22 protein-coding genes are annotated in these 25,440 nt (G+C 74.0%); 11 read left to right on the top strand and 11 right to left on the bottom strand.

Translation table 11 applies throughout. From position 1 onward, the window contains the following. Window positions 1-11: 11 nt before the first annotated feature. Window positions 12-947, bottom strand: a complete 936-nt coding sequence (locus ABD140_RS05505) for a peptidoglycan-binding domain-containing protein (protein ID WP_344237393.1) — start codon at window positions 945-947, stop codon at window positions 12-14. 233 nt (window positions 948-1,180) lie between these two features. Here ABD140_RS05505 and ABD140_RS05500 point away from each other — a divergent pair, with 233 nt between their 5' ends. Both ABD140_RS05500 and ABD140_RS05495 read left to right on the top strand, forming a co-directional pair. Next, the gene (locus ABD140_RS05500) at window positions 1,181-1,819 is read left to right on the top strand and encodes an ATP-binding cassette domain-containing protein (RefSeq protein ID WP_344237391.1); all 639 of its coding nucleotides are present in this window, start codon (window positions 1,181-1,183) and stop codon (window positions 1,817-1,819) included. Next, window positions 1,767-3,386: a hypothetical protein gene (locus tag ABD140_RS05495; RefSeq protein WP_344237389.1), complete on the top strand. Its 1,620-nt coding sequence runs from the start codon at window positions 1,767-1,769 to the stop codon at window positions 3,384-3,386. The genes ABD140_RS05500 and ABD140_RS05495 overlap by 53 nt, the downstream gene beginning before the upstream one ends. Here ABD140_RS05495 and ABD140_RS05490 read toward each other — a convergent pair. Beyond that, a complete protein-coding gene (locus ABD140_RS05490; protein WP_344237387.1) occupies window positions 3,364-4,062 on the bottom strand; it encodes a dihydrofolate reductase family protein in 699 nt (232 codons plus the stop codon). The two genes, ABD140_RS05495 and ABD140_RS05490, sit on opposite strands and share 23 nt — an antisense overlap. Window positions 4,063-4,105: 43 nt before the next feature. Here ABD140_RS05490 and ABD140_RS05485 point away from each other — a divergent pair, with 43 nt between their 5' ends. Beyond that, complete coding sequence (locus tag ABD140_RS05485; RefSeq protein WP_344237385.1) at window positions 4,106-5,158, top strand: ATP-dependent DNA ligase; 1,053 nt, start codon at window positions 4,106-4,108, stop codon at window positions 5,156-5,158. Between the two features lie 16 nt (window positions 5,159-5,174). Here the strand turns inward: ABD140_RS05485 and ABD140_RS05480 are convergent, their stop codons facing one another. From ABD140_RS05480 to ABD140_RS05470, 3 genes are read right to left on the bottom strand one after another with little or no spacing between them, the layout of a single operon-like run. Continuing rightward, window positions 5,175-5,312, bottom strand: coding sequence for a hypothetical protein (locus ABD140_RS05480; protein ID WP_344237383.1), 138 nt, complete (start codon window positions 5,310-5,312; stop codon window positions 5,175-5,177). Between the two features lie 36 nt (window positions 5,313-5,348). Continuing rightward, the gene (locus tag ABD140_RS05475) at window positions 5,349-9,728 is read right to left on the bottom strand and encodes an HAD-IC family P-type ATPase (RefSeq protein WP_344237381.1); all 4,380 of its coding nucleotides are present in this window, start codon (window positions 9,726-9,728) and stop codon (window positions 5,349-5,351) included. Window positions 9,729-9,739: 11 nt separating this feature from the next. Further along, on the bottom strand, window positions 9,740-10,381 hold the full coding sequence (locus ABD140_RS05470; protein WP_344237379.1) for a hypothetical protein: 642 nt from the start codon (window positions 10,379-10,381) through the stop codon (window positions 9,740-9,742). Between the two features lie 145 nt (window positions 10,382-10,526). Here ABD140_RS05470 and msrB point away from each other — a divergent pair, with 145 nt between their 5' ends. Together msrB and ABD140_RS05460 are read left to right on the top strand one after the other, a co-directional pair. Further along, entirely contained in the window at window positions 10,527-10,925 is a 399-nt protein-coding gene (gene msrB / locus ABD140_RS05465; RefSeq protein WP_344237377.1) for a peptide-methionine (R)-S-oxide reductase MsrB, read from the top strand. A gap of 155 nt (window positions 10,926-11,080) precedes the next feature. Beyond that, on the top strand, window positions 11,081-11,530 hold the full coding sequence (locus ABD140_RS05460) for a VanZ family protein (RefSeq protein ID WP_344237375.1): 450 nt from the start codon (window positions 11,081-11,083) through the stop codon (window positions 11,528-11,530). A gap of 34 nt (window positions 11,531-11,564) precedes the next feature. Here ABD140_RS05460 and ABD140_RS05455 read toward each other — a convergent pair whose 3' ends face one another. From ABD140_RS05455 to hemG, 3 genes are all read right to left on the bottom strand, one after another. Next, window positions 11,565-12,080: a hypothetical protein gene (locus ABD140_RS05455; RefSeq protein ID WP_344237373.1), complete on the bottom strand. Its 516-nt coding sequence runs from the start codon at window positions 12,078-12,080 to the stop codon at window positions 11,565-11,567. Between the two features lie 107 nt (window positions 12,081-12,187). Further along, window positions 12,188-12,826 (bottom strand): hydrogen peroxide-dependent heme synthase, encoded by a 639-nt coding sequence (gene hemQ, locus ABD140_RS05450; RefSeq protein WP_344237922.1) that lies wholly within the window; start codon window positions 12,824-12,826, stop codon window positions 12,188-12,190. 47 nt (window positions 12,827-12,873) lie between these two features. Further along, the gene (gene hemG, locus ABD140_RS05445) at window positions 12,874-14,280 is read right to left on the bottom strand and encodes a protoporphyrinogen oxidase (protein ID WP_344237371.1); all 1,407 of its coding nucleotides are present in this window, start codon (window positions 14,278-14,280) and stop codon (window positions 12,874-12,876) included. A 177-nt stretch (window positions 14,281-14,457) separates the two neighbouring features. On the opposite strand from hemG, the gene ABD140_RS05440 reads away from it, so the two are divergent. After that, entirely contained in the window at window positions 14,458-15,291 is an 834-nt protein-coding gene (locus ABD140_RS05440) for a DUF4349 domain-containing protein (protein WP_344237369.1), read from the top strand. Here the strand turns inward: ABD140_RS05440 and ABD140_RS05435 are convergent. Then, a complete protein-coding gene (locus ABD140_RS05435) occupies window positions 15,279-15,866 on the bottom strand; it encodes an NADPH-dependent FMN reductase (protein ID WP_344237367.1) in 588 nt (195 codons plus the stop codon). The genes ABD140_RS05440 and ABD140_RS05435 overlap by 13 nt on opposite strands. 101 nt (window positions 15,867-15,967) lie before the next feature. On the opposite strand from ABD140_RS05435, the gene ABD140_RS05430 reads away from it, so the two are divergent. Next, on the top strand, window positions 15,968-16,822 hold the full coding sequence (locus tag ABD140_RS05430; protein WP_344237365.1) for a helix-turn-helix domain-containing protein: 855 nt from the start codon (window positions 15,968-15,970) through the stop codon (window positions 16,820-16,822). A gap of 153 nt (window positions 16,823-16,975) precedes the next feature. Here ABD140_RS05430 and hemE read toward each other — a convergent pair whose 3' ends face one another. Next, the gene (gene hemE, locus ABD140_RS05425) at window positions 16,976-18,013 is read right to left on the bottom strand and encodes a uroporphyrinogen decarboxylase (RefSeq protein ID WP_344237363.1); all 1,038 of its coding nucleotides are present in this window, start codon (window positions 18,011-18,013) and stop codon (window positions 16,976-16,978) included. A 284-nt stretch (window positions 18,014-18,297) separates the two neighbouring features. Between hemE and ABD140_RS05420 the strand changes: the two genes are divergently transcribed. Next, window positions 18,298-18,861, top strand: a complete 564-nt coding sequence (locus tag ABD140_RS05420) for a DUF3000 domain-containing protein (RefSeq protein WP_344237361.1) — start codon at window positions 18,298-18,300, stop codon at window positions 18,859-18,861. A 4-nt stretch (window positions 18,862-18,865) separates the two neighbouring features. Beyond that, window positions 18,866-20,095, top strand: coding sequence for a ribonuclease D (locus ABD140_RS05415; protein WP_344237359.1), 1,230 nt, complete (start codon window positions 18,866-18,868; stop codon window positions 20,093-20,095). 10 nt (window positions 20,096-20,105) lie between these two features. Here ABD140_RS05415 and ABD140_RS05410 read toward each other — a convergent pair whose 3' ends face one another. Then, the gene (locus ABD140_RS05410; protein ID WP_344237357.1) at window positions 20,106-21,848 is read right to left on the bottom strand and encodes an AMP-binding protein; all 1,743 of its coding nucleotides are present in this window, start codon (window positions 21,846-21,848) and stop codon (window positions 20,106-20,108) included. A gap of 207 nt (window positions 21,849-22,055) precedes the next feature. Between ABD140_RS05410 and ABD140_RS05405 the strand changes: the two genes are divergently transcribed. Both ABD140_RS05405 and ABD140_RS05400 read left to right on the top strand, forming a co-directional pair. Continuing rightward, window positions 22,056-23,261: a thiolase family protein gene (locus ABD140_RS05405; protein WP_344237355.1), complete on the top strand. Its 1,206-nt coding sequence runs from the start codon at window positions 22,056-22,058 to the stop codon at window positions 23,259-23,261. Next, window positions 23,258-25,351: a 3-hydroxyacyl-CoA dehydrogenase NAD-binding domain-containing protein gene (locus tag ABD140_RS05400; protein ID WP_344237353.1), complete on the top strand. Its 2,094-nt coding sequence runs from the start codon at window positions 23,258-23,260 to the stop codon at window positions 25,349-25,351. Before ABD140_RS05405 ends, ABD140_RS05400 begins: the two co-directional genes overlap by 4 nt. Window positions 25,352-25,440: the final 89 nt, after the last annotated feature.

The raw sequence follows: 25,440 nt of genomic DNA, 5'->3' as shown, positions 1-25,440 counted from the left end.
TCACTGCCGTCTCAGCAGAGGGTCGTGGTGTTGTAGGTGACCTTCTTGCTGCCGTAGTAGTAGGCGTAGCCGCTGGTGAGCCGATCGAAGAGGATGTTCTGCGAGACGCCCACGTAGCGGACGGTCGTTCCGCCGATGTCTATGAGGAAGTCGTCCGCCGCGTTCCGCGTTCCCGCGCCCACGATCCCGTCCGCGGTGAGCCCCAGGCTCTTCTGCCAGTTCTTGGTGCCGGCGGCGGTGAGCGAGCCGAAGGAGCAGTCGAGGCTGCCCTGGAGGTAGGCGTCGGCCATCAGGATCCGCTGCCACAGCCACACGTAGTTGCCGGTGGAGTAGGAGCAGCCGCTGCAGAGGTTGGCCTCGTTGCCGAAGTCGTCGGTGGGCGTTCCCGCGCCGTCCACGAACAGGTTGCTGGTGGAGCGCCGCGCCGGTTCGGACCGCGGGACGGCGCGCGGGGCCGCCTTGATGGCGCGGCGCGCCTTGCGGGAGGGCCGGGTGTCGTCGGCGGGCAGCGCCTTGACCAGTGCGATCAGCTCGCTCCGGCTGAGCGGACCGCGGGAGGCGATCTGGTAGTTCACCCCCGTCCGCTCACTCCAGGTGGCGACGGTCAGCCCGGGACCGCTCTCTCCTGTGGTGTAGATCAAAACCTTGCGGGTGCCGACGCGCGCGCGTTTGACGGCCTTCCGCTGCTTCGAGCGGCCCACCACGGTCTCCCCGTTCACCGGCGCCACCGCTCCGACCGCACGCGTGACGGCGACGACCTTGCCGTTCGCGCGGAACGTCACGGACTCCTCTTTGAGCTCCTGGTCCGGGTCGAGGACGGACCGGCTCCTCCGCGAGTCCTTCTCACTCTGCCGCAGGCTGGGATCGACCGCCTTCGCGGCCTTCTCGGCCTTCTCCGCGAAAGTCGGCTCCGCCGCCTCGGCCGGAGCACCGACCCCCAAGGCCATCACAAGAGAGACAGAAATGGCGAAAGACGCCTTTTTCACGGCAATACTCCTTTACACACTGTGCGGAAGTGTCACAACGAAGATCCCATATGCCCCTTCCCCAAGATCAAGTCCTCCCCCCTGACCTGTGATGGCCAGGTGATCAAGGTTTGCGCCGCCGCGAAGGCGGCACGGCCATCTCACGGCTTCTGCCAGGATGTCCGGATGTACGTCTTCCCGGGCGGTGCGCTCCGATGATCGTGGAGTGCGACGGCCTCGTCCGCGTGTACGGGCCCGGCCAGGCCGTCGGGCCCGTGAGCCTGACCCTGGCCGCGGGCGAAGGGGCGGCGCTGACGGGGCCCAACGGCGCGGGGAAATCGACGCTGCTGCGGATCGTGTGCGGTGACGACCGGCCGGACGAGGGGACGGTGCGCGTCCTGGGAGGGCCGCCGCGGGCGGAGGACCCCCGGTTCCGGCGGCGGGTGCTGGTGCTCGACGAGGTGAGTTACTTCCCCGAGCTGAGCGTGCGCGAGCACCTGCTGCTGGTGGCGGTGGGGCACGGGCTGGGCCGCTCGGCCGAGGAGCGGGTGGCGGAGGTCCTGGAGTCCTGCCGGCTCGGCGGGCACCGCGACCTCAGCCCGTACAAGCTGAGCAGCGGGCTGCGGCAGCTGATGGGCATCGCGGCGCTGCTGCTGCCGCCGGAGCCGGAGCTGCTCGTGCTGGACGAGCCGGAAAGGCATCTGGACGGGGCGGCTCGGACCTGGCTCGGCGAGGTGCTCAACGAGCGGAAGCGCGCCGGTACCGCCGTTCTGTTCGCCACGCACAGCCAGGAGCTGGTCCATGCGGCGGCCGACCGGATCGTGGACGTCGGCGGTGGGGCGGCGCATGGTTGAGGCCGGCTCGGCGGCCCCGCTCCGGGAGGTCCGGGACCTGGTCCGCCGGGCGCGGCCGGCCGGGAGCCGGGGAGACCTCCTCTACCGGGTGTACTCCGCGGTGCTGGCCGCCCTCCTCGCCGTGACCCCCGTGGCGGCGGCGGTGCAGAACGCGCTGCGGAGCTCCGCGCCGCTGCCGGCGCTCCCCGCGCAGACGCCCGACGTGCTCCCGCTCGCGCTGGTCGCGGTGGTGCTCATCGCGTTGTGGGCGGTGCTGCAGGACGCCGTCCTGCGCGGGCCGGTCCGGGTGAGCGTGCCCTTCATCGACTGGGTGCTGCCGCTGCCCCTCTCCCGGGAGGCGGTGCTGCGGCCGTTCCTGCTGCGCGCGACGGGCTTCTCGGCCGCTCTCTGGGCCGTCGGCTGCCTGCTGCTCCCGCCGCTCCTGTGGCGGACCGTGCTCGCCGCACCGGACGGCGCGGGCCTGCTCCTCGTCCAGGCCGGGGCGGCCGGAGCCCTGCTGGGGGTGTTCGCCTCCGGGGCCGGGACGCTCCTGGCCGACGGCCGGATCCTCGACAGGATCCGCCCCCTCTTCTACCTCTCCCTGCTCCTTCTGGCGGGCTTGGCGGGGCTCGTCTGGACGGGCCGCGTCCCGGACGGCTCGGTGGAGCCCGTGCTGTGGTCGGGGCCCTGGGGATGGGCGAGCCTGCTGCTCCTCGACCGGCACCGGCTGCCCGCCCTGGCCCTGCTCGCGTTCCTCGCCCTGGCCACCGCGGCGGCCGCACGGGGACGGCTGCCTTCGCTCGATCCGCGGGGGCTGCGGTCCGGCGCGCAGCTCGCCTCGGGCGTGCGCGGCGGGTTGTGGCTCACCGACGCGGGCTGGTTCCGCGCCTCGCTGGGCGACGCCCGGAAGGCCGGCTTCTCCGCCCGCCGCGCCCTCCCGCCGCCCCGGGACCCGCGGCTGCTCGTGCCCTGGCGGGACATGCTGGGCATCCTGCGCGACGGGCCGGCCTTCGTCCGCGCCTGCCTTCTGCTCGGGCCGTCCCTGCTGTGCGCGCGGGCGGAGACGGAGGGGCTGCCCCTCTCGCTGCGGACGCTGATCACCGCCGCCGGCCCCTTCTGCATGTACCTGGCGGTCGGCGGGCTCATGGAAGGCGCGCGTTCCTGCGCCGCCGTGCCGGGCAGGACCCGCTACCTCCTCCACTCCCCCGGCGGCCTGGCCCTCGCGCACGGCCTCGCCCCGCTGCTCGTCGCGGCCGTGCCGACGCTGGCCTGGACCGGGGTGCTCACCCTGCTCGGCGGACCGGACCCGGGGGTGTTCTGGGCGGCGGCCTGCCTGCCCGCCTCCGCCGCCGCGGCGCTCGCCGGGATCTACCGGGGCGTGATGCCCCTGCAGTTCCTGTCCGGCTTCGACACGCCGTTCGGCAACAGCGCGCTCCTGCAGACCGCCCTCTGGCACGCCTCCGGCTTCCTGGGCCTGCTCGCCGTCGCCTGGCCGGGGAACGTCCCGTGGCTGCTGGCGGGCACCGCGGCGCTCGTCTGGTGGGCGCGGCGGCGCGGCGGCCGGGTCATGGGCGCGGGCGGCCCGTGAGGTAGCGCAGGAAGAGCACGTCCTCGTCGGCGTAGACGGCGTCGAGCGCCAGGTCGCGGCGGTGCTCCAGGTCGCCGACCATGCGGGTGTGGTGCCGGGTCCCGATCAGGGTGGGCGCGATGGTGAGGCACAGCTCGTCGACGAGGTCCTCCGCCAGGAGGGACGTGGCCAGCGCCGGGCCGCCCTCGCACAGGAGGTGCCCGAAGCCGTGCTCGCCCTGGAGCCGGTGGATCGCCAGCGGCAGGTCGATGTCGCCCTCGCCCGCCGAGACGGCGCGCACGTGCGCGGGCGGCCTGGCGTCGTCGGAGGTCACCAGGATCGTGTCGCCCTCGGTGAACAGCGGGGCGCCGAAGTCCAGGTCCAGGGAGCGGCTGACCACGATGAGCGGGGCGGGCGGGCGGTCGCGCCGGGCGGCCAGCGCCGCGGGGAGCCGGGGCGGGCCGAGCCTGCCGGTCCGCACGGTGCCCGCGCCGACCATGATCCCGTCGGCCAGGGCCCGCAGGGTGCGAAAGACCCGCTGGTCGGCCCGGCCGCCCAGGCCGTCGGACCAGCGCTCCTCGTCGGTGACCGACCCGTCGAGGCTGGCGACCATGCCCACCCTCAGCCACGGGCCGCTCACCCCGTACTCCTCGTAGGGGTCGACCTCCGTCGCGGGATCTGGCAGGAGTCGCCTCATCACCCCAGGTTATCGCGGACCTCTCCGCGGTTATCGTCAGAGCATGGACCTGCCGCTGCGCCCGCCCGTCGCGCCGATGCTGGCCAGGGCCGTGCCGGCCCTGCCCGAGGGGGACTTCTCCTACGAGCCCAAGTACGACGGGTTCCGCTGCGTGGTCTTCCGCGACGGCTCCGAGGTGGAGCTGTCCAGCCGGAGCGGGCGGCCGCTCACCCGGTACTTCCCCGAACTGGCGGAGGCCTTCCGCCGGGAGCTGCCCGAGCGGTGCGTGCTCGACGGCGAGGTCGTCGTCCGCCGGGGCGGGAGGCTGGACTTCGAGGCGCTCGCCCAGCGCGTGCACCCCGCCGCGTCCCGGATCGCGCTCCTGTCCCGCGAGACGCCCGCCTCCTACGTGGCCTTCGACCTGCTGGCCCTGGACGGCGAGTCCCTCCTGGAGCTGCCGTTCGCCGAGCGGCGGGCGCGGCTGGCGCGGGCGCTGGGCGCCGCCCGCCCGCCGGTGCACCTGACCACGATCACCGCCTCCCGGGAGGAGGCCCTGCGCTGGTTCGACCGGTTCGAGGGGGCGGGCCTGGACGGGGTGGTCGCCAAGCCGGTGGACGCCCCCTACACGCCCGGCGCGCGCACGATGTTCAAGGTCAAGCACGAGCGGACGGCCGACTGCGTGGTGGGCGGGTACCGGTGGCACAAGAGCGGCCCGGTCGTCGGCTCGCTGCTGCTGGGGCTGTGGGACGACGGCGGGCTGCAGTTCGTGGGGGTGGCGGCGGCGTTCCCCATGGCGCTGCGCAGGTCGCTGGTGGAGCTGCTGGCGCCCTACCGCATGCCCGGTCTCGCCGGGCATCCCTGGGCGTCCTGGGCCACCCAGGGCGAGGAGGAGCGCATGCCGGGGGCGGTCTCCCGATGGACCGGCAAGAAGGACCTCTCCTGGGTGCCGCTCCGCCCCGAGCTGGTCTGCGAGGTCGCCTACGACCATCTGGAGGGGCGGCGCTTCCGGCACAACGTGCAGTTCCGGCGCTGGCGCACCGACCGTACGCCGGAGTCCTGCGGGTACGCCCAGCTGGAGCGCCCCGCGGGCTACGACCTCGACAGGATCCTGGGCTGAACCCGCCCGGAGGGCCTCAGAAGGCCATCGCGGGCGCCGTCCGGCCGTAGCGGGCGTAGGCGCTGCGGACGATCATCATCGCCAGCTCGTTGACGAGGGTCTGCACCAGCGTCATCAGCGCCTTGCTCAGCAGAGAGGACAGGAATTCGGACATGGTGGGGGAACCTTTCCGGATGGCTGTTTGTCCTTTTTATACCCGATTATCCCCTTCCGGGACGTCCGGGGAGGTGACGTCGGGGTGAACTCTCCACATCCGCTCGACGACGGCGGCCAGCAGCGACAGGGCCGTCGCGCTGCCCAGCGCGATCAGCCAGCCGTGCGGGCCGAGCGGACGGCAGCCGAACAGCCCGCTCAGCCCCGGCGTCTGCACCACCGCGGCCAGGGCCGCCAGCGAGCCCAGGGAGGCCGCGGGCACCAGCGGGTTGCGCAGGCCGCCCGCGAGCAGCGTCTGCACGAGCTGGGCGGCCACCAGGGCCACCAGGGCCGTGGTGTCGGTCTGGCCGCGGGTGCCCCACAGCCGGGACAGGAACCAGGCGGTCTGGGCGCTCACCGCCGTCGTGACGGCCCGTACGGCGATGTCCCGGTTGAGCACCTCGCCTAGCGACTCCTCCGGCCCCTCGGCCAGCAGCGCCTCCTCGGCGGTCTCCCCCGGCGCCCGCACCGCCAGCGCCATCGCCGGGAGCAGGTCGGTGAAGAGGTTGACCAGCAGCAGCTGGCGCACGTTGAGCGGGCTGCCGCCCAGCAGGAGCCCCGCCCCCGCGGTGAAGGCGATCTCCCCCAGGTTGCCGCCCAGCAGCAGGGCGAGCGCGTCGCGGGTGGACTTCCACATGCCGCGGCACTGCGCGATGGCCGCCACGATCGTCTCGACCCGGTCGTCGGAGATCACGATGTCGGCGGTGTCGCGGGCCGCCGGCGTCGCCCGGGTGCCCAGCGCGATGCCCACGTCGGCCAGCCGGATCGCCGGGGCGTCGTTGGCGCCGTCCCCGGTGACCGCCACCACGTGCCCGGCGCGGCGCAGCGCCTCGACGATCCGCACCTTCTGCGCCGGGCTCATCCGGGCGTAGACGTGCGCCTCGGGCAGCCGGGCGGCCAGCTCGTCGTCGTTCAGGGCGTCGAGCTCCACGCCGGTCATCACATGCCGGCCGCCGTCCCCGCCCTCGCCGCCCTCGACCAGGCCGAGCTCGGCGGCGAGCGCCGTGGCGGCCACCGGGTGGTCACCGGTGATCATGCACACCCGGATCCCGGCCGCCGTCAGCCGCCCGACGGCCTGGGCCGCGGTGGGCCGCACCGGATCCGCCAGGCCCAGCAGCCCGCGGAAGCACAGGTCCCGCAGCTCCGCGCTCGCGGGGTCCAGGCCCTCGGCCACGGCCAGCACCCGGTGCCCGAGCCCGGCCAGCCGCTCCAGCTCCCCCAGCACGGTCTTGCGCGCCGTCTCGTCGAACGGCTCCGGCTCGCCCTCCGGCGCCCAGGTGGCGCACGCCTCCAGCACCACCTCCGGCGAGCCCTTGACGCTGAGCCGCGGCCCCTCCCCGCCCTCGCCCAGGGCCGCGTGGTAGCCGCGGGCCGGCTCGAAGGGCAGCTCCTCGGCCCGGCGCCAGCCCGCCGCGCCCAGCTCGCGGCCGACGTCCAGCCGCGCGGCGGCCTTGGCCAGCGGCACGTCCGTGGGGTGCGCCAGCCGCTTCCCCTCGGGCGTGGCCCGCAGCGCCGCCGCGACGACCTCGCGCAGCCCCGGCGGCAGCTCGTCCGCGGTGTGGCTCTGGACGCCGTCGGAGACCATGCCGAGCCGCAGCCGCCCCTCGGTGAGGGTGCCGGTCTTGTCGAAGCACAGCACGTCGACACGGCCGAGCGCCTCGATCGTGACGGGGCTGCGCACCAGCGCGCCCTGGCGGGACAGCCGCCGCGCCGTCGCCAGCTCGGCCGCCGTGGCCACGAACGGCAGCCCCTCGGGCACCGCCGCCACGGCCAGGCCGATCGCCGAGCCGAGCACCGCGTTCAGCCCCCTGCCGCGCAGCAGCCCCGCGCCCAGCAGCAGCATGCCCGCGCCCAGCGAGGTCGGCAGCGTCACCTTGGTGAGCTGCTCCAGCCGCGACTCCACCCCGCCCGGCCGGGAGGCGCCGGTGACCAGGGCGAGGGTGCGGTCGATCTCGGTGCCGGCCCCGGTGGCCACCACCACCCCGATCGCCTCGCCGGCGGCGACGTTGGTGCCCCGGTAGAGCATGGAGGTGCGGTCGGCCACCGCGCCGGCCATCGCCGGCTCGGCGGTCTTGGCGACCAGCTGCGACTCCCCGGTGAGGCTCGCCTCGTCGGCCTCCAGGCCCGCCGCCCACACCACCCGGCAGTCGGCCGGGACCATGTCCCCCGCCGCCAGCATGATCACGTCGCCGGAGACGAGCCTTTCGGCGGCGGCGGTCTGCTCCCCTTCCGGCCTGCGCAGCCGCACCGGCACCGAGACGCGCTCCACCAGCCGGCGCACCGCGCGGTCCGCGGCGACCCGCTGGACGCCCGACATGACCGCGCTGAGCCCGAGCACCACGCCGATCAGCCCGGCGTCCACCGCGGAGCCGATCACCGCCGAGACGCTCGCGCCGGTCGCCAGGGCCGGGGTGAGCGGGTTGTCCAGCTCCTGGAGCGTGCGCCGCAGCAGGCCCGCCTCCTCGGGCGGCTCCTCCGCGGAGGCCGCGGTCCGCCGCTTCTCCGCCTCGTGCGCGGGCAGCCCCTCCCGGGACGAGCCCAGCCGGTCCAGGACGGCGCCGACCGGCCAGGCGTGCCAGGGGGTGCGGTCCAGGGGATGGGGCGCGGGCCGCCGCGTGAGCTGGGCCGCCGTCCAGATCCCGGTGCCCAGAGCGACCAGGCGGGTGCCGTCCATGACCAGCCGGGCGCGGGCGAAGGCGAGGTCCTGGCGCACGACCAGCGCCGCGGTCGCCGCGGTGGCGCAGCCGATCGAGGCGATCCGCGCGCCGCGCCGGGCGGCGTCGCGGGCGGCCGTGACCGCGTCGGTGACCAGGCAGGCGCCGTCCAGGCGGCAGAACACGTGCGCGCCCCACGGCGGGACGCCCGCGTGGTCGAGCAGGCCGACCCCCACGTCGGCGGCGGCCGGCACCTCGCCGTGGCGGCGGGAGACCATGGTCAGCCCGCGGCCCTCGGCCTGCAGGCCGCGGACCACGGCGGTCAGGTCGGCGCCGGGCAGCCGCCCGGTCACCGGCAGCCGCCGCTCCAGGCCGCGGCCCCGGCCGGCCAGCTGGACCTCGCCGACCCGGCCGGCCGCCGCCACGAACATCTCGCTGTAGGGGTCGAGCCCCTCGACCAGCACCAGGGCCGCGACCAGCCGCTCCTTCGACCGCAGGGCGACCAGCACGCCGCCGCGGGCGGCGCACGCCCCGACCCGCTCGTCCTCCAGCGCCGCCGCCTCGGCGGAGCGGAGCGGGGCCACCGACCAGCCGTCCCCGCTCCGCCTGGCCCGGGGACGGCGCGGGTCCAGCAGCGCGCGGGCCCGCCCGTCCAGGTCCGACAGGTCCAGGCCGTCCACCAGGGGGATGATCTCCTCCAGGGTGTACTCGCCGGTGCGCAGGGCGTCGGCGTCGATGACGACGGTGTCCACGCGGTCCAGCCTGCGCAGGGCGCGGGGGTCGGCGACCGGGATGTCACGGCCCGAGGCGACCCGGGCGAAGTGCACGGCGAAGGCGTCACGGCAGGCGAACGCGGCCTTGGGCACCAGCGAGTGCAGCGTGCCCTGGGCGCGGAGCGGGCTGCGGGTCGCCGCCCAGACCCCTCCCGTCAGGATCAGGCCGTACGGCGTGCGTCCGGCGAGCCGTTCCACGGGACCGGGCGGCAGGGGCACCGGGCGCGGAGCCCGCGCGTGCGCCGGGGCGCGGTGGGAGCCGGGCAGCGCGTCGAGCGCGTCGAACCCCGTGTTCCACACCCGCCAGTGCGTGTACGCCTCGCTGAGCCGCAGCAGCCGCTGCGCCCCTTCCACCGCGAGCCCCATCGGCTGCTGGGCCAGCACCTGGGTGAGCAGGCCGCCCGCGACGGCCAGCGAGTCGACGACGTGGCGCCCGGCCACGCGGTCCAGCAGCGAGCGCACCTGGGGGGTGGTGTCGGCCAGCGCCACGAGGGTCGGCACGATCGACGGCAGCCGCGGCACCCGGACGGCCTTGCCCGCCAGGGCCAGTCCGGAGCCCAGGAAGGCGGTCCCGGCGAGCAGCGCCTCCACCGCCATCGCCTGGTCGTCCCCCGGGCGGACCGCGTCGGAGAACTCCTCCTCCCGCCACCCGTAGCGGGTCTCGGCGTCCTCGATCACCTGGTGCAGGTCATCGGCCATGATCTCGGCGTCCTCGTCGAGGAAGACCGTGGCCAGGCCCAGCACCGCGTTGACCTCCGCCCGGCGCACGCCCTCGACCTGGTGCAGCGCCGCCTCCAGCCGGGCGGCCCTTTCGCGGGACCCGGGCAGGTGGACGCCGCGGACCGCGATCTCGGCGCGGCCCGGCTGGATGCGTATCCGCCGCTCCGGGCGCACGGCGGAGGGCGACGGCAGCGCCCGTGAGGCGGTGTCGAGGAGGCGGCGGAACACCATGTCTGCGGTTCTCAGCCCTTCGTGCCGGCGGTGCGCGGCCCCATGGCCACGGAGCGGGTGGCGGGACGGCGCTCGGCGCGGTCCTGGGCGGCCGTCCGGCGGGCGATCGCCATGCCGACGCCGATCACGGCGGCGACCGGCCACTCGATCACGCCGACCGCGGCCAGGGCGCCCAGTCCCGCGTAGTAGCCGAGGCGCTCCTTGGGGGGCAGGCTGCCCGACACCGTCCGCCCCGCGGCTGCGGCCAGGCCCCCGCCCAGCTCGGCGAGCCCGAAGGTGGGGATCTGCAGCCGGTGGACGGTGAGCCGGGGAGTGATCACCGGCACGGTGATCCCGCCGGAGCCGCTCCGCGACCTCCGCCGCGCGCCGTCGGCGACCTTGTCGGCCCGGTCCGCGGCCTTCTCGACGCCCTTCGCGACGGCGGACGCCGCCGTCCCCGCGGTCTCGGCCGTCCGCCTGCGCACCGTGGCCGTGGCCGTTCCGGCGGTCGACGCCGCGCGGGCGCGCGGCTTGGCCGCGGCCCGTCCGCCGGTCCCGCCCGCCGCGCGCGCGCCCTTCCGCGCCGACGTCCTCGCCGATGTCCGTGCCGACGTCCCGGCGGTGCTCCTGCCGCCTCCGCCGCTCCTGGTCGTACTGCTGGTCGCCTTGGCCATCCGACTCGCCCCCCGAGTTTTCCTGTCGGGCCCCTTACCCAGGGTGAGGACGCAACAACCGACCATATTCGGACGTCCGTAAACGGGTCCCTTCTGCGGGGCGGGACGGCTGTGGACCCCGCCCCGGGACAAGTACCTTGAGTGCATGGAGAAGATCCGGAAGACCGAGGACGAGTGGCGGGCCATCCTCAAGCCCGAGGAGTTCCGGGTGCTGCGGCAGGCCGGCACGGAACGCCCCTTCACCGGCGAGTACACCGACACCAAGACCGAGGGCGTCTACCACTGCCGGGCGTGCGGCGCCGAGCTGTTCCGCTCGCGGACCAAGTTCGAGTCGCACTGCGGCTGGCCGTCCTTCTACGAGCCGAGCGAGTCGGACGCGGTGATCCTGCGGGAGGACGACTCCCTGGGCATGCGCCGGGTGGAGGTGCTCTGCGCCCGGTGCGAGTCGCACCTGGGCCACGTCTTCCACGGTGAGGGATACGCCACACCCACGGACGACAGATACTGCATCAACAGCGTCTCCTTGCGCCTCGAGGAGACCTGACAGGGACCGTGACACCCCTCCACACGCCGAGTGTCGCTTCTTCGGCGAAAACCCGGGCATAGGCACTCGGGGAGGGCGACGTGCGGATCAAAGGTGAAGAAACAGGCCCGGCAAACGGCCGGGGAATCGGGCGGCGGCTCGCCAGGGCCGCCGCCGTGCTGATCGGACTGGCGGCCCTGGCCGTCTTCGCGTACTGGGCGTACCTCTTCACCCTGACACCGGTGCCCGACCCGCGGGGCTGGGCCGTCGGCAACACCGAGCCCGGCCGGACGCTGCGGTTCTACCTCGACCGCCCCAGCGTCAAGGAGGCCGCCATCGCGATCGGCGGCAACCTCCTGCTGCTGTCGCCCATGGGGGTGCTCCTGCCGATGGTCTCGCGCCGCATGCGCGGGCCCCTGCGGCTGACCCTCCTGGCCGCCCTGGTCTCCCTGGGCATCGAGACCGTCCAGGGCACCGCCGTCAGCGGCCGCACCTTCGACGTCGACGACATCATCCTCAACACCGTCGGCGTCCTGCTGGCCTACCTCGTCGCGGGGCGCCTCGTCGCCCGGCTCGTCCACGGGCCCAAGCGCTCCTGGCCGCGCCGCCTCCTGGGCCGCGCCTGACACCGGTCGCGCCCGGCGCCGGACGCGTCCGGCGTCAGCGGGTCTCGACCGAGCGGCAGCGGCCGGTGACGCTGTTCACCAGGACCACGTGCCCGTTGCCGCTGCGGCGGGCGTGCACGAAGACCACAGGGTCCTCGTCCTCGAAGGTGTCGCTGTAGGTGTCCTTCAGATAGCCCAGGGCCTCCTCGCACAACTTGCGCGCGGCGGGATGCTCGGTATCGCCCTCGTCGAGGTCGGTGTAGACCCGCAGGAAGTCACCGCTCCAGCTCACCGACTCCAGGTGCTCCGGAGCCGCCTCGCGCAGGCGCTCCTCGGCGTACGGATCGGCGTCGGGGTCCTCGCCGTCCTCCGCCAGCAGGTCGGAGACCGACAGCGTGGGCACGGAGTCCGCGCCGTTCCCGCGCTTCGGCTTCGCCGACTCGGCGCTCTGCCGTGCGGGCGGCTCCGCCAGCCACTGGTGGGCGGCGAAGCCCGCGGCGGCCAGCAGGGCCGCCACCAGCACGAGCGCCGGCAGCGTCCTGCGGCGGGCGTCCACCAGCCGGTCTATCAAGCGTTTCGCAGCGGAACGAGGCTTTCCGTGGCGAGAAGGGGCGCGGGTCACGGCCCGGAACTCTACATCCCGGAACGACCCGCGCCGTCACCGTCGTCCCGAAAGGGCTAGGGCAGTGCCTCGACCAGCTCGCCGACCGAGCGGCGGCGCCCGGTGTAGAAGGGGATCTCCTCGCGGACGTGGCGGCGGGTCTCGGAGCCGCGCAGGTGGCGCATCAGGTCGACGATGCGGTGCAGCTCGTCGGCCTCGAACGCCAGCATCCACTCGTAGTCGCCCAGCGCGAAGCTGGGGACGGTGTTGGCCCGCACGTCCGGGTAGTCGCGCGCCATCTTGCCGTGCTCGGCGAGCAGGGCGCGGCGCTCGGCGTCCGGCAGCAGGTACCACTCGTAGGAGCGGACGAACGGGTACACGGCGACGTAGTCGCGCACCCGCTCGTCGGCGAGGAAGGCCGGGATGTGGCTCTTGTTGAACTCCGCCGGGCGGTGCAGCGCCATGTTCGACCACACGGGGGTGGACAGGCGGCCCAGGCCGGTGCGGCGGAAGCGGCTGTAGATCTCCTGGAGGTCGTCGCTGTTCTCGGCGTGCCACCAGAACATGTAGTCGGCGTCGGCACGCAGCCCCGCGACGTCGTACAGGCCCCGCGTGGTGACGTCCTTGGCGGCGTAGCCGTCGATCAGCTCCTGGACCTCGGCGGCGACGGCCGCGCGGTCTTCGGGGAGCCGGTCGGCCTTGAACACCGACCACATCGTGTACCTGATCACCTGGTTGAGGTCTCGGGCCTTCGGCTTGTCACTCACGGTTCTTCTTCTCTCAACTGGTCGATGACGCGGGCGACGGCCGCCCGCGCCGTGGACACGCAGGCGGGGATCCCGACCCCATCGTAGGCGGCGCCGCACAGGGCCAGCCCTCGGTACCCCGCCACGGCCGCGCGGATGCGCGCGACGCGGTCCAGGTGCCCCACGTCGTACTGCGGCAGCGCCCCGCCCCAGCGGGTGACCCTGGCGTCCACCGGCAGTTCGCTCACCGCGCAGGTGGTGGCCAGCTCGGTCATCACCGCGGCCTTGAGCTCGGCGTCGGAGCGCTGCAGGGCGTGCTCCTCGCCGAAGCGGCCGATGGAGGCGCGCAGCAGTACCGTCCCGGGGTCGTGGCCGCGCCGGTCCGGCCACTTGACCGAGCTGAAGGTGACCGCCTTGACGTCCCGCTTCTCCACCGCGGGCACGAGGTAGCCGGTGCCCGTGGGCGGCTCGGGGAAGGCGGAGGCGTGGTAGGCCAGGCTGATGATCGCCATGCTGGCGTACTCGATGCCCGCCAGCTCGCTCGCCGCGGCCGGGACGACGTCGGCCAGCAGCCTGCTCGCCGGGGTCGCCGGCACCGCGAGCACCACGCCGTCGGCGTCCAGCAGCTCGGGCGCCTGCGCGGGGCCCAGCACCAGCCGCCAGCCCCGCGGCGTGCGCTTCAGCTCCCGCACCATCGCCTCGGTGCGCAGGTCCACGCCCTCCTTGACCAGGATCCCGGCCATGAGGACCGGCAGCGAGCCCATGCCGTCCCGCAGGGTGGCGAACGGCGGGCCGGTCTTCCCGGCGGCGGCCTCCCGCAGCTCGCGCGCGGCCAGGACCAGCGAGCGCTGGGTGCGGCTGGCCTGCGCGAACTGCGGCAGCGCCGCCTCGAACGACAGGCGGTCGATCCGCCCGGCGTAGACGCCGCCCAGCAGCGGCTCCACCAGCCGGTCCACGATCTCCCGGCCCAGCCGGTCCGCCACGTAGTCGGCGACCGAGACGTCCGCTCCGCGCGGGGTGGGCCGCTTGGCCAGGTCCAGCGCGGCACGGGCGACGCCCGCCTGGGAGATCACCCCGGACTGGGCGAGCGCCACCAGGTCGGAGGGGATGCCCATGATCTGGCCCTCGGGCAGGGGGCGCAGTCCGCCGTGGCTGAGGACCGACGCGCCCGCGGCGCCGGGATGGATCAGCTCGCCGGCCAGGCCGAGCTCCTCGATCAGCCCGATGCCCTCGGGCCGCCGGATGACCACGGACTCGGCACCCTCGTCCAGCTGCTGGCCCGCGATCTCGCCGACCCGCAGCTTGCCCCCCACCACGGGAGAGCCCTCCAGCACCGTCACCCGCGTTCCGGCACGGCTCAGATACCACGCCGCGGCCAGCCCGGAGATCCCGCCGCCCACGACCACCACATGCTTGGCATTCACCTCTCCACCTTGGCAGAGCCCCGCGCGCGCCGCGGCCATCTCGCAGTGTGAGATGGGCGTCACCTCGGCCGTGACCTTTTCGACGCCGCTCTGTGCTCTTGGAGCTGCAACGCCCAGAAGTTCAGAACCCGTCCTAGAAGCATGCGAAAAGCCCTCTGTGCCGTAGCCGCTCTCCTCGTGCTGACCGGTTGCTCCAGCTCCACGGACCAATCGACTTCCCTCCAAGCCGACGCTCCCCGGGCCGCCGCGCCGGAGGGCTCCGCCTACCAGGCGGAGCCCTCCGCCCGGGAGAGCTCCGCGCCGTCCGCGGCCGACCGGGAGACCGGCGACACCGGCACGGAGCAGCGCGCCATCGCCTACACGGCGGACCTGCGGGTCCGGGTGGAGAAGGTGGAGCCCGCCACCGTGAAGGCCAAGGAGCTCGTCGACGCCGCGAAGGGGTACGTGGCCCGGGAGCGCACGTACGGCACCACCCCGTCCGCGCGGCTGGACTTCCAGGTGCCCGCCGAGCGCTACCCCGAGGTGCTCGACGCCCTGGCGAAGCAGCTGGGCGAGAAGGTCTCCCTGGAGCAGTCCGCCGAGGACGTCACCGAGGAGATCGCCGACGTCGACAGCCGCGTGGAGTCCGCCGAGGCGGCGCTGAAGCGGCTGCGCACCCTGCTGAGCCGGGCCGGCACGGTCGGCGAGGTGCTCCAGGTGTCGGAGGAGCTCGACCAGCGCCAGGCCGACCTCGACGCGCTGAAGGCCCGCCAGAAGAGCCTCTCCAAGCGGGTGAAGGAGGCGGCGATCACCCTGGTCGTGGTCTCGGAGAAGGAGGAGCCCGCCGAAGAGGACGACTCCGGTTTCCTCGGCGGGCTCAAGGCCGGCTGGTCGGACTTCACCGGCTTCGTCTCCGGTCTGCTGACCGGCGTGGGCTGGCTGCTGCCCTTCTCCCCGTTCCTGGTCGGCCTGTTCTTCCTGGGCCGCTTCCTGATCCGGCGCCGCGCGCGGCGCCGCGGTCAGGCGGCGTAGGGGCGCCGCTCCCTCGCCTCCTTCAGCGACCGCGCCCACCAGTCGAGCTGGCCCAGCATGGTCTTGGCGGCGGCATCGGCGGCCTCGGAGCCGCCGAGCGCGCCGTCCTCACCGAGCGACTCCCAGTAGTTCGCGAAGCTCACCTGGTCGCGGACGGTCACCGCGTGCAGCTCGGCGAAGACGCCGCGCAGGTGCTCCACGGCCCGCAGGCCGCCGGAGACCCCGCCGTAGGAGACGAACCCGACGGGCTTGGCCTGCCACTGGGTGAAGTGCCAGTCGACCAGGTTCTTGATCGAGGCGGGGTAGCTGTGGTTGTACTCCGGCGTGATCACCACGAAGGCGTCCGCCCGCTCCAGCCGGGGGGTGAGCCGGGCCAGGACGCCGGCCGTCTCCGCGTCCGGGCCCCTCTCCCGGTCGGGCAGCGCGAGCGGGAGGGCGTACTCCGCCGGGTCGATCACGTCGAGGTCGAAGGCGCCTTCGGCGCGGGCGGTGAACCAGTCGGCGACGGCGGGGCCGAAGCGCCCGTCGCGGACGCTGGCGATGAGGACGGCGAGACGTACGTTGTCGGTTGTCATGGACCCAGGCTGGCGGCCCCGCGGCCGGACAGGGAGGCCGTGCCGAGACTGGCCCTGACAGGGCCACGATCCGGCGGGCGGCGGTGGGTAGATTCACGACCATGGCCGAGAACGAGCTCAGCGTCTTCCTGCGCGCCCGCCGGGAGGCGATCACCCCCGGGGAGGTGGGACTGCCGTCCGGGCCCCGCCGCCGCACCCCGGGGCTGCGCCGCAGCGAACTGGCCACCCTCGCCGGCATCAGCGTGGAGTACCTCACCCGCCTGGAGCAGGGCCGCGACCGCAACCCCTCGCCGCAGGTGCTGAGCGCGCTCGCCGACGCGCTGCGGCTCACCACCGAGGAGCGGCTCTACCTGCGGTTCGCGGCGAAGAGCGCGGCGGGCGACTCCTTCATGTCCTGTCCGGGCGCCCACCCGCCCGAGGAGGAGCCGCGCCCGAGCCTGCTGGCGATCCTGGAGGGGCTGGAGCCCGCGCCCGCCCTGCTGCACAACCGGCTCGGCGACGTCCTGGCCCGCACCCCGGCGTTCGAGCGGCTGGCCGGGCCGCTCGGCCTGCTGGACGACCCGCGGCCCAACCTGCTGCGCTTCGTCTTCACCGACCCGCGGGCGCGGGAGGCCTACCCCGAGTGGGACGAGGTCGCCGAGCGGCGGCTGCACTCCGTCCGGCACGACCAGCCGCCGGGCGACCCGTACCTGACGGGCCTGCTGGACGAGCTCTCCGCCTCCGTGGGCGCGGACTTCGCCACCAGGCTCGCGTGCGGACCCGTCGTCCCGCCCTACTCGGGCGTCGAACTCGTCCGGCACCCCGAGGCCGGCCTGCTCCGGCTCTGCTACGACACCCTGGCCAGCGGCGACCAGCGGCTCCTGGTCTACCAGCCCGCGGACACCGCCACCGCCCGCGCCCTGGAGCGCCTGGCGGGCTTCGGCGCGCTGCGCTCGGTGGACCGCGAGGCCGTCTGACCTGTCCGATCCGGGGGGCGACCCCCGGACCCCCGGGGAGCGCCCAGCCGATCCTCGCTTCGCTGCGGTCGACAGCACCCCAGACCGGGGGACGACCCCCGGACCCCCGGGGAGCGCCCAGCCGATCCTCGCTTCGCTGCGGTCGGCTGTGCGCTAGCCGACCGCGAGGCGGGCGGACTCGGCGTGGACGAAGTCGGCCAGGCGGGCGAGCTGGTCGGGGTTGGTGGACGGCAGCACGCCGTGGCCCAGGTTGAAGATGTGGCCCTCGGCGGCGCGGCCGCGGCGCAGGACGTCGGCGGCGCGCTCCTCCACGACCTCCCAGGGGGCCAGCAGGACCGACGGGTCCAGGTTGCCCTGCAGGGCGCGGCCGGCCGGGACGCGGCGCGCGGCCTCGTCCAGCGGCACCCGCCAGTCGACGCCGACGACGTCCGCGCCGGCCTCGCCCATGAGGCCCAGCAGCTCGCCGGTGCCCACCCCGAAGTGGATGCGCGGCACGTCGGTGAACTCGGCGAAGATCCGCTCGCTGTAGGGCATGACGTAGCGGCGGTAGTCGTCGGGCGCCACCGCGCCGACCCAGCTGTCGAACAGCTGCACGGCACCGGCGCCCGCCGCCACCTGGGTGCGCAGGAAGCCGATGGTGATCTCGGTCAGCGCCGCCATGAGCGCGTGCCACATCTCCGGCTCGGCGTACATCATCGCCTTGGTCCGGTCGTGGTTCTTGGAGGGGCCGCCCTCGATGAGGTAGGAGGCCAGGGTGAAGGGCGCCCCGGCGAAGCCGATCAGCGGGGTGGCGCCCAGCTCGGCGACGAGGCCGCGGATCGCCTCGGTGACGTAGGGGACGTCGTCGGGCGTCAGCGCGCGCAGCCGGGCCAGGTCCTCCCTGCGGCGGATCGGGTCGGCGATGACCGGGCCGACGCCCGGCTTGATGTCCAGGTCGATGCCGACCGCGCGCAGCGGGACCACGATGTCGCTGAAGAAGATCGCCGCGTCGACCGCGTAGCGCCGCACCGGCTGCAGGGTGATCTCGACGATGAGGTCGGGTGTCGCGCAGGCCTCCAGCATCGGGATGCCTTCGCGAACCCGCAGGTACTCGGGGAGCGAGCGGCCCGCCTGGCGCATGAACCAGACAGGGGTGTGGGGCACCGGCTGCCGGCGGCAGGCGCGGAGGAACGCGGAGTCTTCAGCGGGCATACCCCATGGTCCCATGGAAGCGCGGGTGTCACGAGCCGGGGTGAGCTTTGCCTCTGCGGCACCGGATTCAGCAGAGATTCAGGACACGCCGCGCGATATCCCTCGATAAACATGACTCTGCTGGCATTTTCTGTTCCGGCGGTAAATCCCTGGCGAAGACCGGGCACGCCGTGCAGATCATCGACGTCATACGTGAGCTGAGGTCTCAAGTGCCTCCATTCCCCAGTGGCCCCACCGGCGTGGCACTCCCCCCCTCAGGGGGGCCGGAGATCTACGCTCGGCGGATGGCGCCCCCGAACGGAGTGCCCGCCTCCTTCCAGCGGGCGGTCGAGAGTTTCCGGGCCGCGCTGGAGGGCGACCCCGAACGTCCCGAGCTGGAGTTCGAGGAGATGCCCGCCCCGCAGCGGCTGGCCCCCCATTCCGCCGCCCTGTCGGCCGCCGTCGTGCGCGACGACGCCGAGCTGGCCGTCGGGCGGCTGATCCTGCTGCACGACCCCAAGGGCCGCCCCGGCTGGGACGGCGGGTTCCGGCTGGTCGCCTACGTGCGGGCCGAGCTGGAGCCGGACATCGCCGACGATCCGCTGATCGGCGAGGTCGCCTGGAGCTGGCTCACCGAGGCGCTGGCCGAGGCCGGCTCCTCCGCCGAGTCGGGCACCATCACCCGGGCCGTCAGCGAGAGTTTCGGTAGCAAGCAGGACGAACCCGCCACCACGGAGCTGGAACTCCGGGCATCATGGTCTCCCTCCGGGCAGGACATGAGGGATCACGTGCGGGCGTGGTCCGAGGTGATGTGCATGGCGGCCGGGCTCCCCCCGCGCGGGGTCCGCGATCTGAAGGACGTACGGTAGCCGAGTGGAAGAAGGTCGGGCGGCACCGTCGCCGCTGCTGGAACCCAGGGAGGGCGTCCCGCCCGTCATCGCCTCCGACGCCGCCCTCGACGAGGCGGTCGCGGCGTTCGCCGCGGGCACGGGACCGGTCGCGGTCGACGCCGAACGTGCTTCGGGATACCGCTACGGGCAGCGCGCCTATCTGGTGCAGCTGCGCCGCGCGGGCGCGGGGACCGCGCTGATCGACCCGGTCGCCTGCCCCGACCTGAGCGATCTGAACCGCGCCCTGGCCGGCGCCGAGATGGTGCTGCACGCCGCCAACCAGGACCTGCCGTGCCTGGCCGAGGTGGGCCTGGCCCCCCGGACGCTCTTCGACACCGAGCTGGCCGGCCGGCTGCTGGGCTACCCCCGGGTCGGCCTCGGCGCGATGGTCGAGTCGGTGCTGGGCTTCACCCTGGAGAAAGGCCACTCGGCCGCCGACTGGTCGACCCGGCCGCTGCCCGACGACTGGCTGCGCTACGCCGCCCTGGACGTCGAGCTGCTGGTGGAGCTGCGGGACGTCCTGTACGCCGAGCTGGTCACCGCGGGCAAGCTGGAGTGGGCGCTGCAGGAGTTCGGCGCGATCGCCGACGCGCCGCCCAAGCCGCCGCGCAGCGACCCGTGGCGGCGCACGTCGGGCATCCACCGGGTGCGCAACCGGCGGGGGCTGGCCGTGGTCCGCGAGGTGTGGGAGACCCGCGAGCGGCTCGCCCGGGAGCTGGACCTCTCCCCCGGCCGGGTGCTGCCCGACACCGCGATCGTGGAGATGGCGCTGGCGCAGCCGCGCACCATGGCCGACCTGTTCGAGATCGCCGCGGTCAAGGGGCGCAACGCCCGCCGCCACACCACGCTGTGGCTGCGCGCGGTCTCCCGCGGCCGCCAGCTGCCCGAGCCGGCGCTGCCCGAGCAGAACCTCCCCGGCGAGGGTCCGCCGCCCGCCCACCGCTGGGCCGAGCGCGACCCCGAGGCCGCCGCCCGCCTGTCGGCCGCCCGCACCGTCGTGGCGGCCCTCGCCGACGAGCACGTCCTGCCCAGCGAGAACCTGGTCCAGCCCGACTTCATCCGCCGCCTCTCCTGGTCCCCTCCCCAGTCCCCGGACCCAGAGGCCATCAGGGCCGCGCTGGACGGCCTGGGCGCCCGCCCCTGGCAGGCCGACCTGGTGTCGGTGCCCCTGGCCAAGGCCTGGCTCCGGCTGGAGAGCAAAGGCGAGCTGTGAGCCCCGCCCCTCAGGGGCCGCGGGTCTCGTCGGGGACGGGAGCGGCCGCCAGGCCGTTCTCCGCGGGAACGGCGTCGGTCCAGAAGGCGACGCGGCCCTCCGGGGTGCGGACGCGGTCCGCGCGCAGGCCCTCCAGCCACCGGTAGACGACCTTGCCGGTGGCGTTCCTGGGCAGTTCGGGGATGAAGAAGACGTCCCTGGGGACGGCGTGGCGGGCGATCTGGTCGCGGATGTGCTCGCGGACGGCCGTCTCGCTCAGCTCCCTGCCGGGCCGCAGGACGACGTAGGCCGCCAGGCGCTGCCCGTACTCGCTGTCCTTGACGCCCGCCACCGCCGCCTCCAGGACCTCCGGGAGGCGTGCCAGGACGTCCTCGACCTCGCGCGGCACCACGTTCTCGCCGCCGGAGACGACCATGCCGTCCTGCCGTCCGTCCACGTGGAGCAGGCCGCGGGCGTCCAGGTGGCCGAGGTCGCCGGTGCACATCAGGCCCTCCCACACCTCGGTGGGGTCGCCGCTGGTGTAGCCCTCGAAGGCGTTCTCGTTGGCGGCGAAGATACGGCCGATGGTCGCGCGGGGCAGCCGCCTGCCGTCGTCGCCGACGATGGCCACGGACGTGCCGCGCGGCGGACGGCCCGCGGTTCCGGGGTCCATCCTCAGCTCCCTGGGACCGGCGATGCTCACCCAGCTCGCCTCGGTGGAGCCGTAGACGTTGTAGAGGTGGTCGCCGAAGGCGTCCATGAACCGGTGCGCGAGGTCTCCGGGCAGCGCTGATCCGCTGAGCGCGACCACGCGCAGGCCGCGGGTGTCGTAGGACTCCCGCACCGCCTCCGGCAGCTCCATGACGCGCTGGATCATCACGGGGACGGCGAAGAGCGCGCTCCTGCGCCACCGGCCCAGCTCGGCCAGGGTCTGCTCCGGGTCGAACCTGCGGTGCAGCACCAGGGTGGCCCGCAGGCCCAGCCCGAGCTGGAGGGCGGCGAAGCCCCACATGTGGAAGACGGGCGCGTCCACCACGAAGGTCTGCCTGCTGCGCAGCGGGACCCGCGACAGGATCGAGCCCAGCGGGCCCAGGCCGGGGCGGGGCCTGCGGCGGGCGCCCTTGGGCCGGCCGCCGGTGCCGGAGCTGAGCATGATGACCCGCCCGTCGGAGTGCGGCGGCTCCAGCGGGCGGTGCGGGGCGTCGGCGATGAGGTGCTCCAGCAGCGTGCCGCCGGGCATCGGCGCGTCGGTCCACACGACGCTCTCGCGCAGGGGGCGCGGGCAGGCCGCCAGCATCGCGGCGAACTCGGCGTCGCAGACCAGCAGGTCGGGCCGGAACTCGGTGAGCACCGACCGCAGCTGGCCGGGGCCCGAGCCGGTGTTGAGCAGCACGGTCTCGGCGCCGCGCTTCCCGCACGCCACGAGCGTCTCCACCAGGCCGCGGTGGTTGCGGCACAGGACGCCGACGCGGGGGCGCGGGCCGCTCAGCGGGAGGGCGAGCGCGAGCCGGTCGGTGCGCTCGTCGAGCTCGGCGTAGGTGAGCGAGCCGCCGTCGTCGATGACGGCGGTCCTGCCGGGCTGCGCCGCCGCGGCCGCCTTGACCAGGCCGCCGAGCGTGGTGCCCCAGTGCTGGAGGGTGTTCAGCGCGCGGACCACCCGGACGGGGTGGGCCAGGTGCAGGATGCCCGAGCCGAGCAGCACGAAGAAGAGGTCGACCGCATGGCCCAGCCGCTGCTTCAACCCCGGCCTGTAGGCGGGCCTCGCGTGCACCACCGCGTCCTCCCGGTGACTTTCCGCCACCGTAACCACGCGTGGCGTGCCCCACAAGTGGCCATAACCCGAAAACAACGGGGGTTTTTTCGCTCCGGCGGAGCACGGCGGGAGAACGCCCGTGTCAGTGATTACTGACTAGTAACATGATGAGTTACCGGCGAGTAGCTTCGCCGGTTCCGAGCCTTGAAGCCTTAAGGAGACCTGATCGTGCCTCGCATCGCACGTGATGTCGTGTTCGTCGACGGCGTACGCACGCCGTTCGGCAAGGCCGGGCCCAAGGGCCTGTACGCCGAGACCCGCGCCGACGACCTGGTCGTCCGCGCCATCCGTGAACTCATCCGGCGCAACCCCGGCCTGCCGCCCGAGCGGGTGGACGAGGTCTCCATCGCCGCCACCACCCAGACCGGCGACCAGGGCCTGACCATCGGCCGGTCCGCCGCGGTGCTGGCGGGCCTGCCCAAGTCGGTGCCCGGCTACGCGATCGACCGCATGTGCGCGGGCGCGATGACCGCGGTCACCACCACCGCCTCGGGCATCTCCTTCGGCGCCTACGACGTGGTCATCGCCGGCGGCGTCGAGCACATGGGCCGCCACCCCATGGGCGAGGGCGTCGACCCCAACCCGCGGTTCCTCACCGACAAGGTCGTCGACCCCTCCGCGCTGGTCATGGGCCTGACCGCGGAGAACCTGCACGACCGCTACCCGCAGATCACCAAGGAGCGCTGCGACGCCTACGCGGTGCGCTCCCAGGACAAGCTCGCCGCCGCCTACGCCGCCGGGAAGGTCCAGCAGGACCTGGTGCCGACCGCGATCCGCTCGGCCGACCGGGGCTGGGGCCTGGCCACCGCCGACGAGCCGCCGCGCCCCGGCACCACGGTCGAGGACCTGGCCGGGCTCAAGACCCCGTTCCGCGTCGCGGGCAACGTGACCGCGGGCAACGCCGCCGGGCTCAACGACGGCGCCACCGCCTGCCTGCTCATGGCCGAGGACGTCGCCGCGGAGCTGGGCCTGCCCGCCCGCATGCGCCTGGTCGACTTCGCCTTCGCCGGCGTCGAGCCCGAGGTCATGGGCATCGGCCCGGTCCCGGCGACGGAGAAGCTGCTGGCCCGCAACGGGCTCTCCGTCCAGGACATCGGCCTGTTCGAGATCAACGAGGCCTTCGCCGTGCAGGTCCTGGCCTTCCTCGACCACTTCAAGATCGACGAGGACGACCCGCGGGTCAACCCGTGGGGCGGCGCGATCGCCGTCGGCCACCCGCTGGCATCCTCGGGCGTGCGGCTGATGAACCAGCTCGCCCGCCACTTCGCCGAGCGCCACGACGTGCGCTACGGCCTCACCACCATGTGCGTCGGCATGGGCATGGGCGGAAGCGTTCTCTGGGAGAACCCGAACTGGGAAGGCGCGCAGAAGTGAGCGACCTCAGCGAGATCTTCGCCGACGAAGTGGTCACCAAGGCCCTCGTCCGCGACGTCGAACTCCCCCGCGGTGCGGGCACGATGGCCCTCATCACGCTGGACAACGGGTTCGACCACACCAAGCCCAACACCTTCGGCCCCAACGGGCTGGCCGAGCTGGGCAAGGCCGTCGACGCCGTCGCGGCCCGCGCCGCCGCCGGGGAGATCGTCGCGGTCGGCCTCACCGGCAAGCCGTTCATCTTCGCCGTGGGCGCCGACCTCAAGGGCATCCCGCTGATCCGCGACCGCGCGCAGGCGCTGGCGATCGGCAGGCTCGGCCACGACGTGTTCCGCCGCCTCGGCGAGCTGGAGGTGCCCTCCTTCGCCTACTACAACGGCGCGGCCATGGGCGGCGGCGTCGAGGTCGGCCTGCACTGCACCTACCGCACGGTCTCGCGCGGCGTCCCGGCGTTCTCCCTGCCCGAGGCGTTCCTGGGCCTGGTGCCCGGCTGGGGCGGCACCTACCTGCTGCCGCACCTCATCGGCGCGGAGAAGGCGCTCAAGCTCATCATCGACAACCCGCTCGCCCAGAACCGGGCGATCAAGGGGCAGCAGGTCTTCGACCTGGGCGTCGCCGACGCGGTCTTCGACACCGCCGACTTCCTCGAGGAGTCCCTGGCCTGGACCGCGCGCGTGCTCAAGGGCGAGGTGAAGGTCGAGCGCCCCGCGGTCGACCGGGGCAAGGCCTGGGACGACGCGGTCAACATGGCCGGTTTCGTCCTGGAGGGCAGGCTGCACGGCTCGGCGCCCGCGCCCGTGCGCGCGCTGGAGCTGGTCCGCCTGGCCAAGGACCGCACCCGCGACGAGGGCTTCGCCGCCGAGGACGAGGCGCTGGCCGACCTCATCATGTCCGACGAGCTGCGGGCCGGCCTGTACGCCTTCGACCTGACCCAGAAGCGCGCCAAGCGCCCCGCCGGCGCCCCGGACAAGGCGCTGGCCCGCAAGGTCTCCAAGGTCGGCGTGGTGGGCGCGGGCCTGATGGCCGGGCAGCTGGCGCTGCTGTTCGCCCAGCGCCTGGAGGTGCCGGTCGTCATGACCGACCTGGACCAGGCGCGCCTGGACCGGGGCGTGGCCTACGCCCGCGGCGAGGTCGACAAGCTGCTGGCCAAGGGGCGGGTCAACGCCGACAAGGCCAACCGGCTCAAGGCGCTGATCACCGGCTCGCTCACCAAGGACGCCTTCGCCGACGCCGACTTCGTCATCGAGGCGGTCTTCGAGGAGATGTCGGTCAAGCAGCAGGTGTTCGCCGAGGTCGAGGCGGTCGTCTCCCCCGAGTGCCTGCTGGCGACCAACACCTCGTCCCTGTCGGTGGGCGAGATGGCGAGCGGGCTGGAGCACCCCGAGCGCGTGGTGGGCTTCCACTTCTTCAACCCGGTCGCGGTGCTGCCGCTGCTGGAGATCGTCCGCGCCGAGGCCACCGACGACGCGACGCTGGCCACGGCCTTCGCCGTCGGCAAGAAGCTGAAGAAGTCCTGCGTGCTGGTCAAGGACGCCCCGGCGTTCGTGGTCAACCGGGTCCTGCTGCGCCTGCTCGCCGAGATCGTCGGCGCGGTGGAGGAGGGCACCCCGATCGAGGTGGCCGAGCGCGCCGCGCAGCCGCTGGGCCTGCCGATGAGCCCGTTCACGCTGCTCGGCCTGGTCGGCCCGGCGATCGCCCTGCACGTCAACGAGACGCTCCACGAGGCCTTCCCCGAGCGGTTCCCGGTGTCGGAGCGGTTCCGGCGGTTCGTGGCGTCCGGCAAGCCCGGCGTCTACCTCCCGGACCTCACCCTCGACCCCGAGGCCGTGGAGCTCTTCTCCGGCGGCGACCGGCCCTCCACCGAGGAGCAGGTCCTGACCAGGGCCGTGGAGGGACTGGCCCAGGAGGTACGTATCATGGTGGACGAGGGTGTCGTAGCGGCGCCCGAGGACATCGACCTGTGCCTGATCCTTGGCGCCGGCTACCCGTTCCATCTCGGCGGCATCACGCCGTACCTGGATCGCGCCGGAATCTCGGAGAAGGTCACCGGGAACCGATTCCTCGCCCCGGGCGTTGCATCTGTGGGATAGGGATCGTCCCGAAGGACCAGCCGGGCGCGGGACTGGGGGGTTACCGGCCCGGCTGATGGAAGGCGTGGCGGGGCGGGGCGGGAGGGGGG

It is taken from the genome of Actinocorallia libanotica (assembly GCF_039525175.1).
GTDB classification, from domain to species: domain Bacteria; phylum Actinomycetota; class Actinomycetes; order Streptosporangiales; family Streptosporangiaceae; genus Actinocorallia; species Actinocorallia libanotica.
Note: the sequence above shows the minus strand (reverse complement) of the source record. Positions and strands in the feature narration are given on the sequence as shown.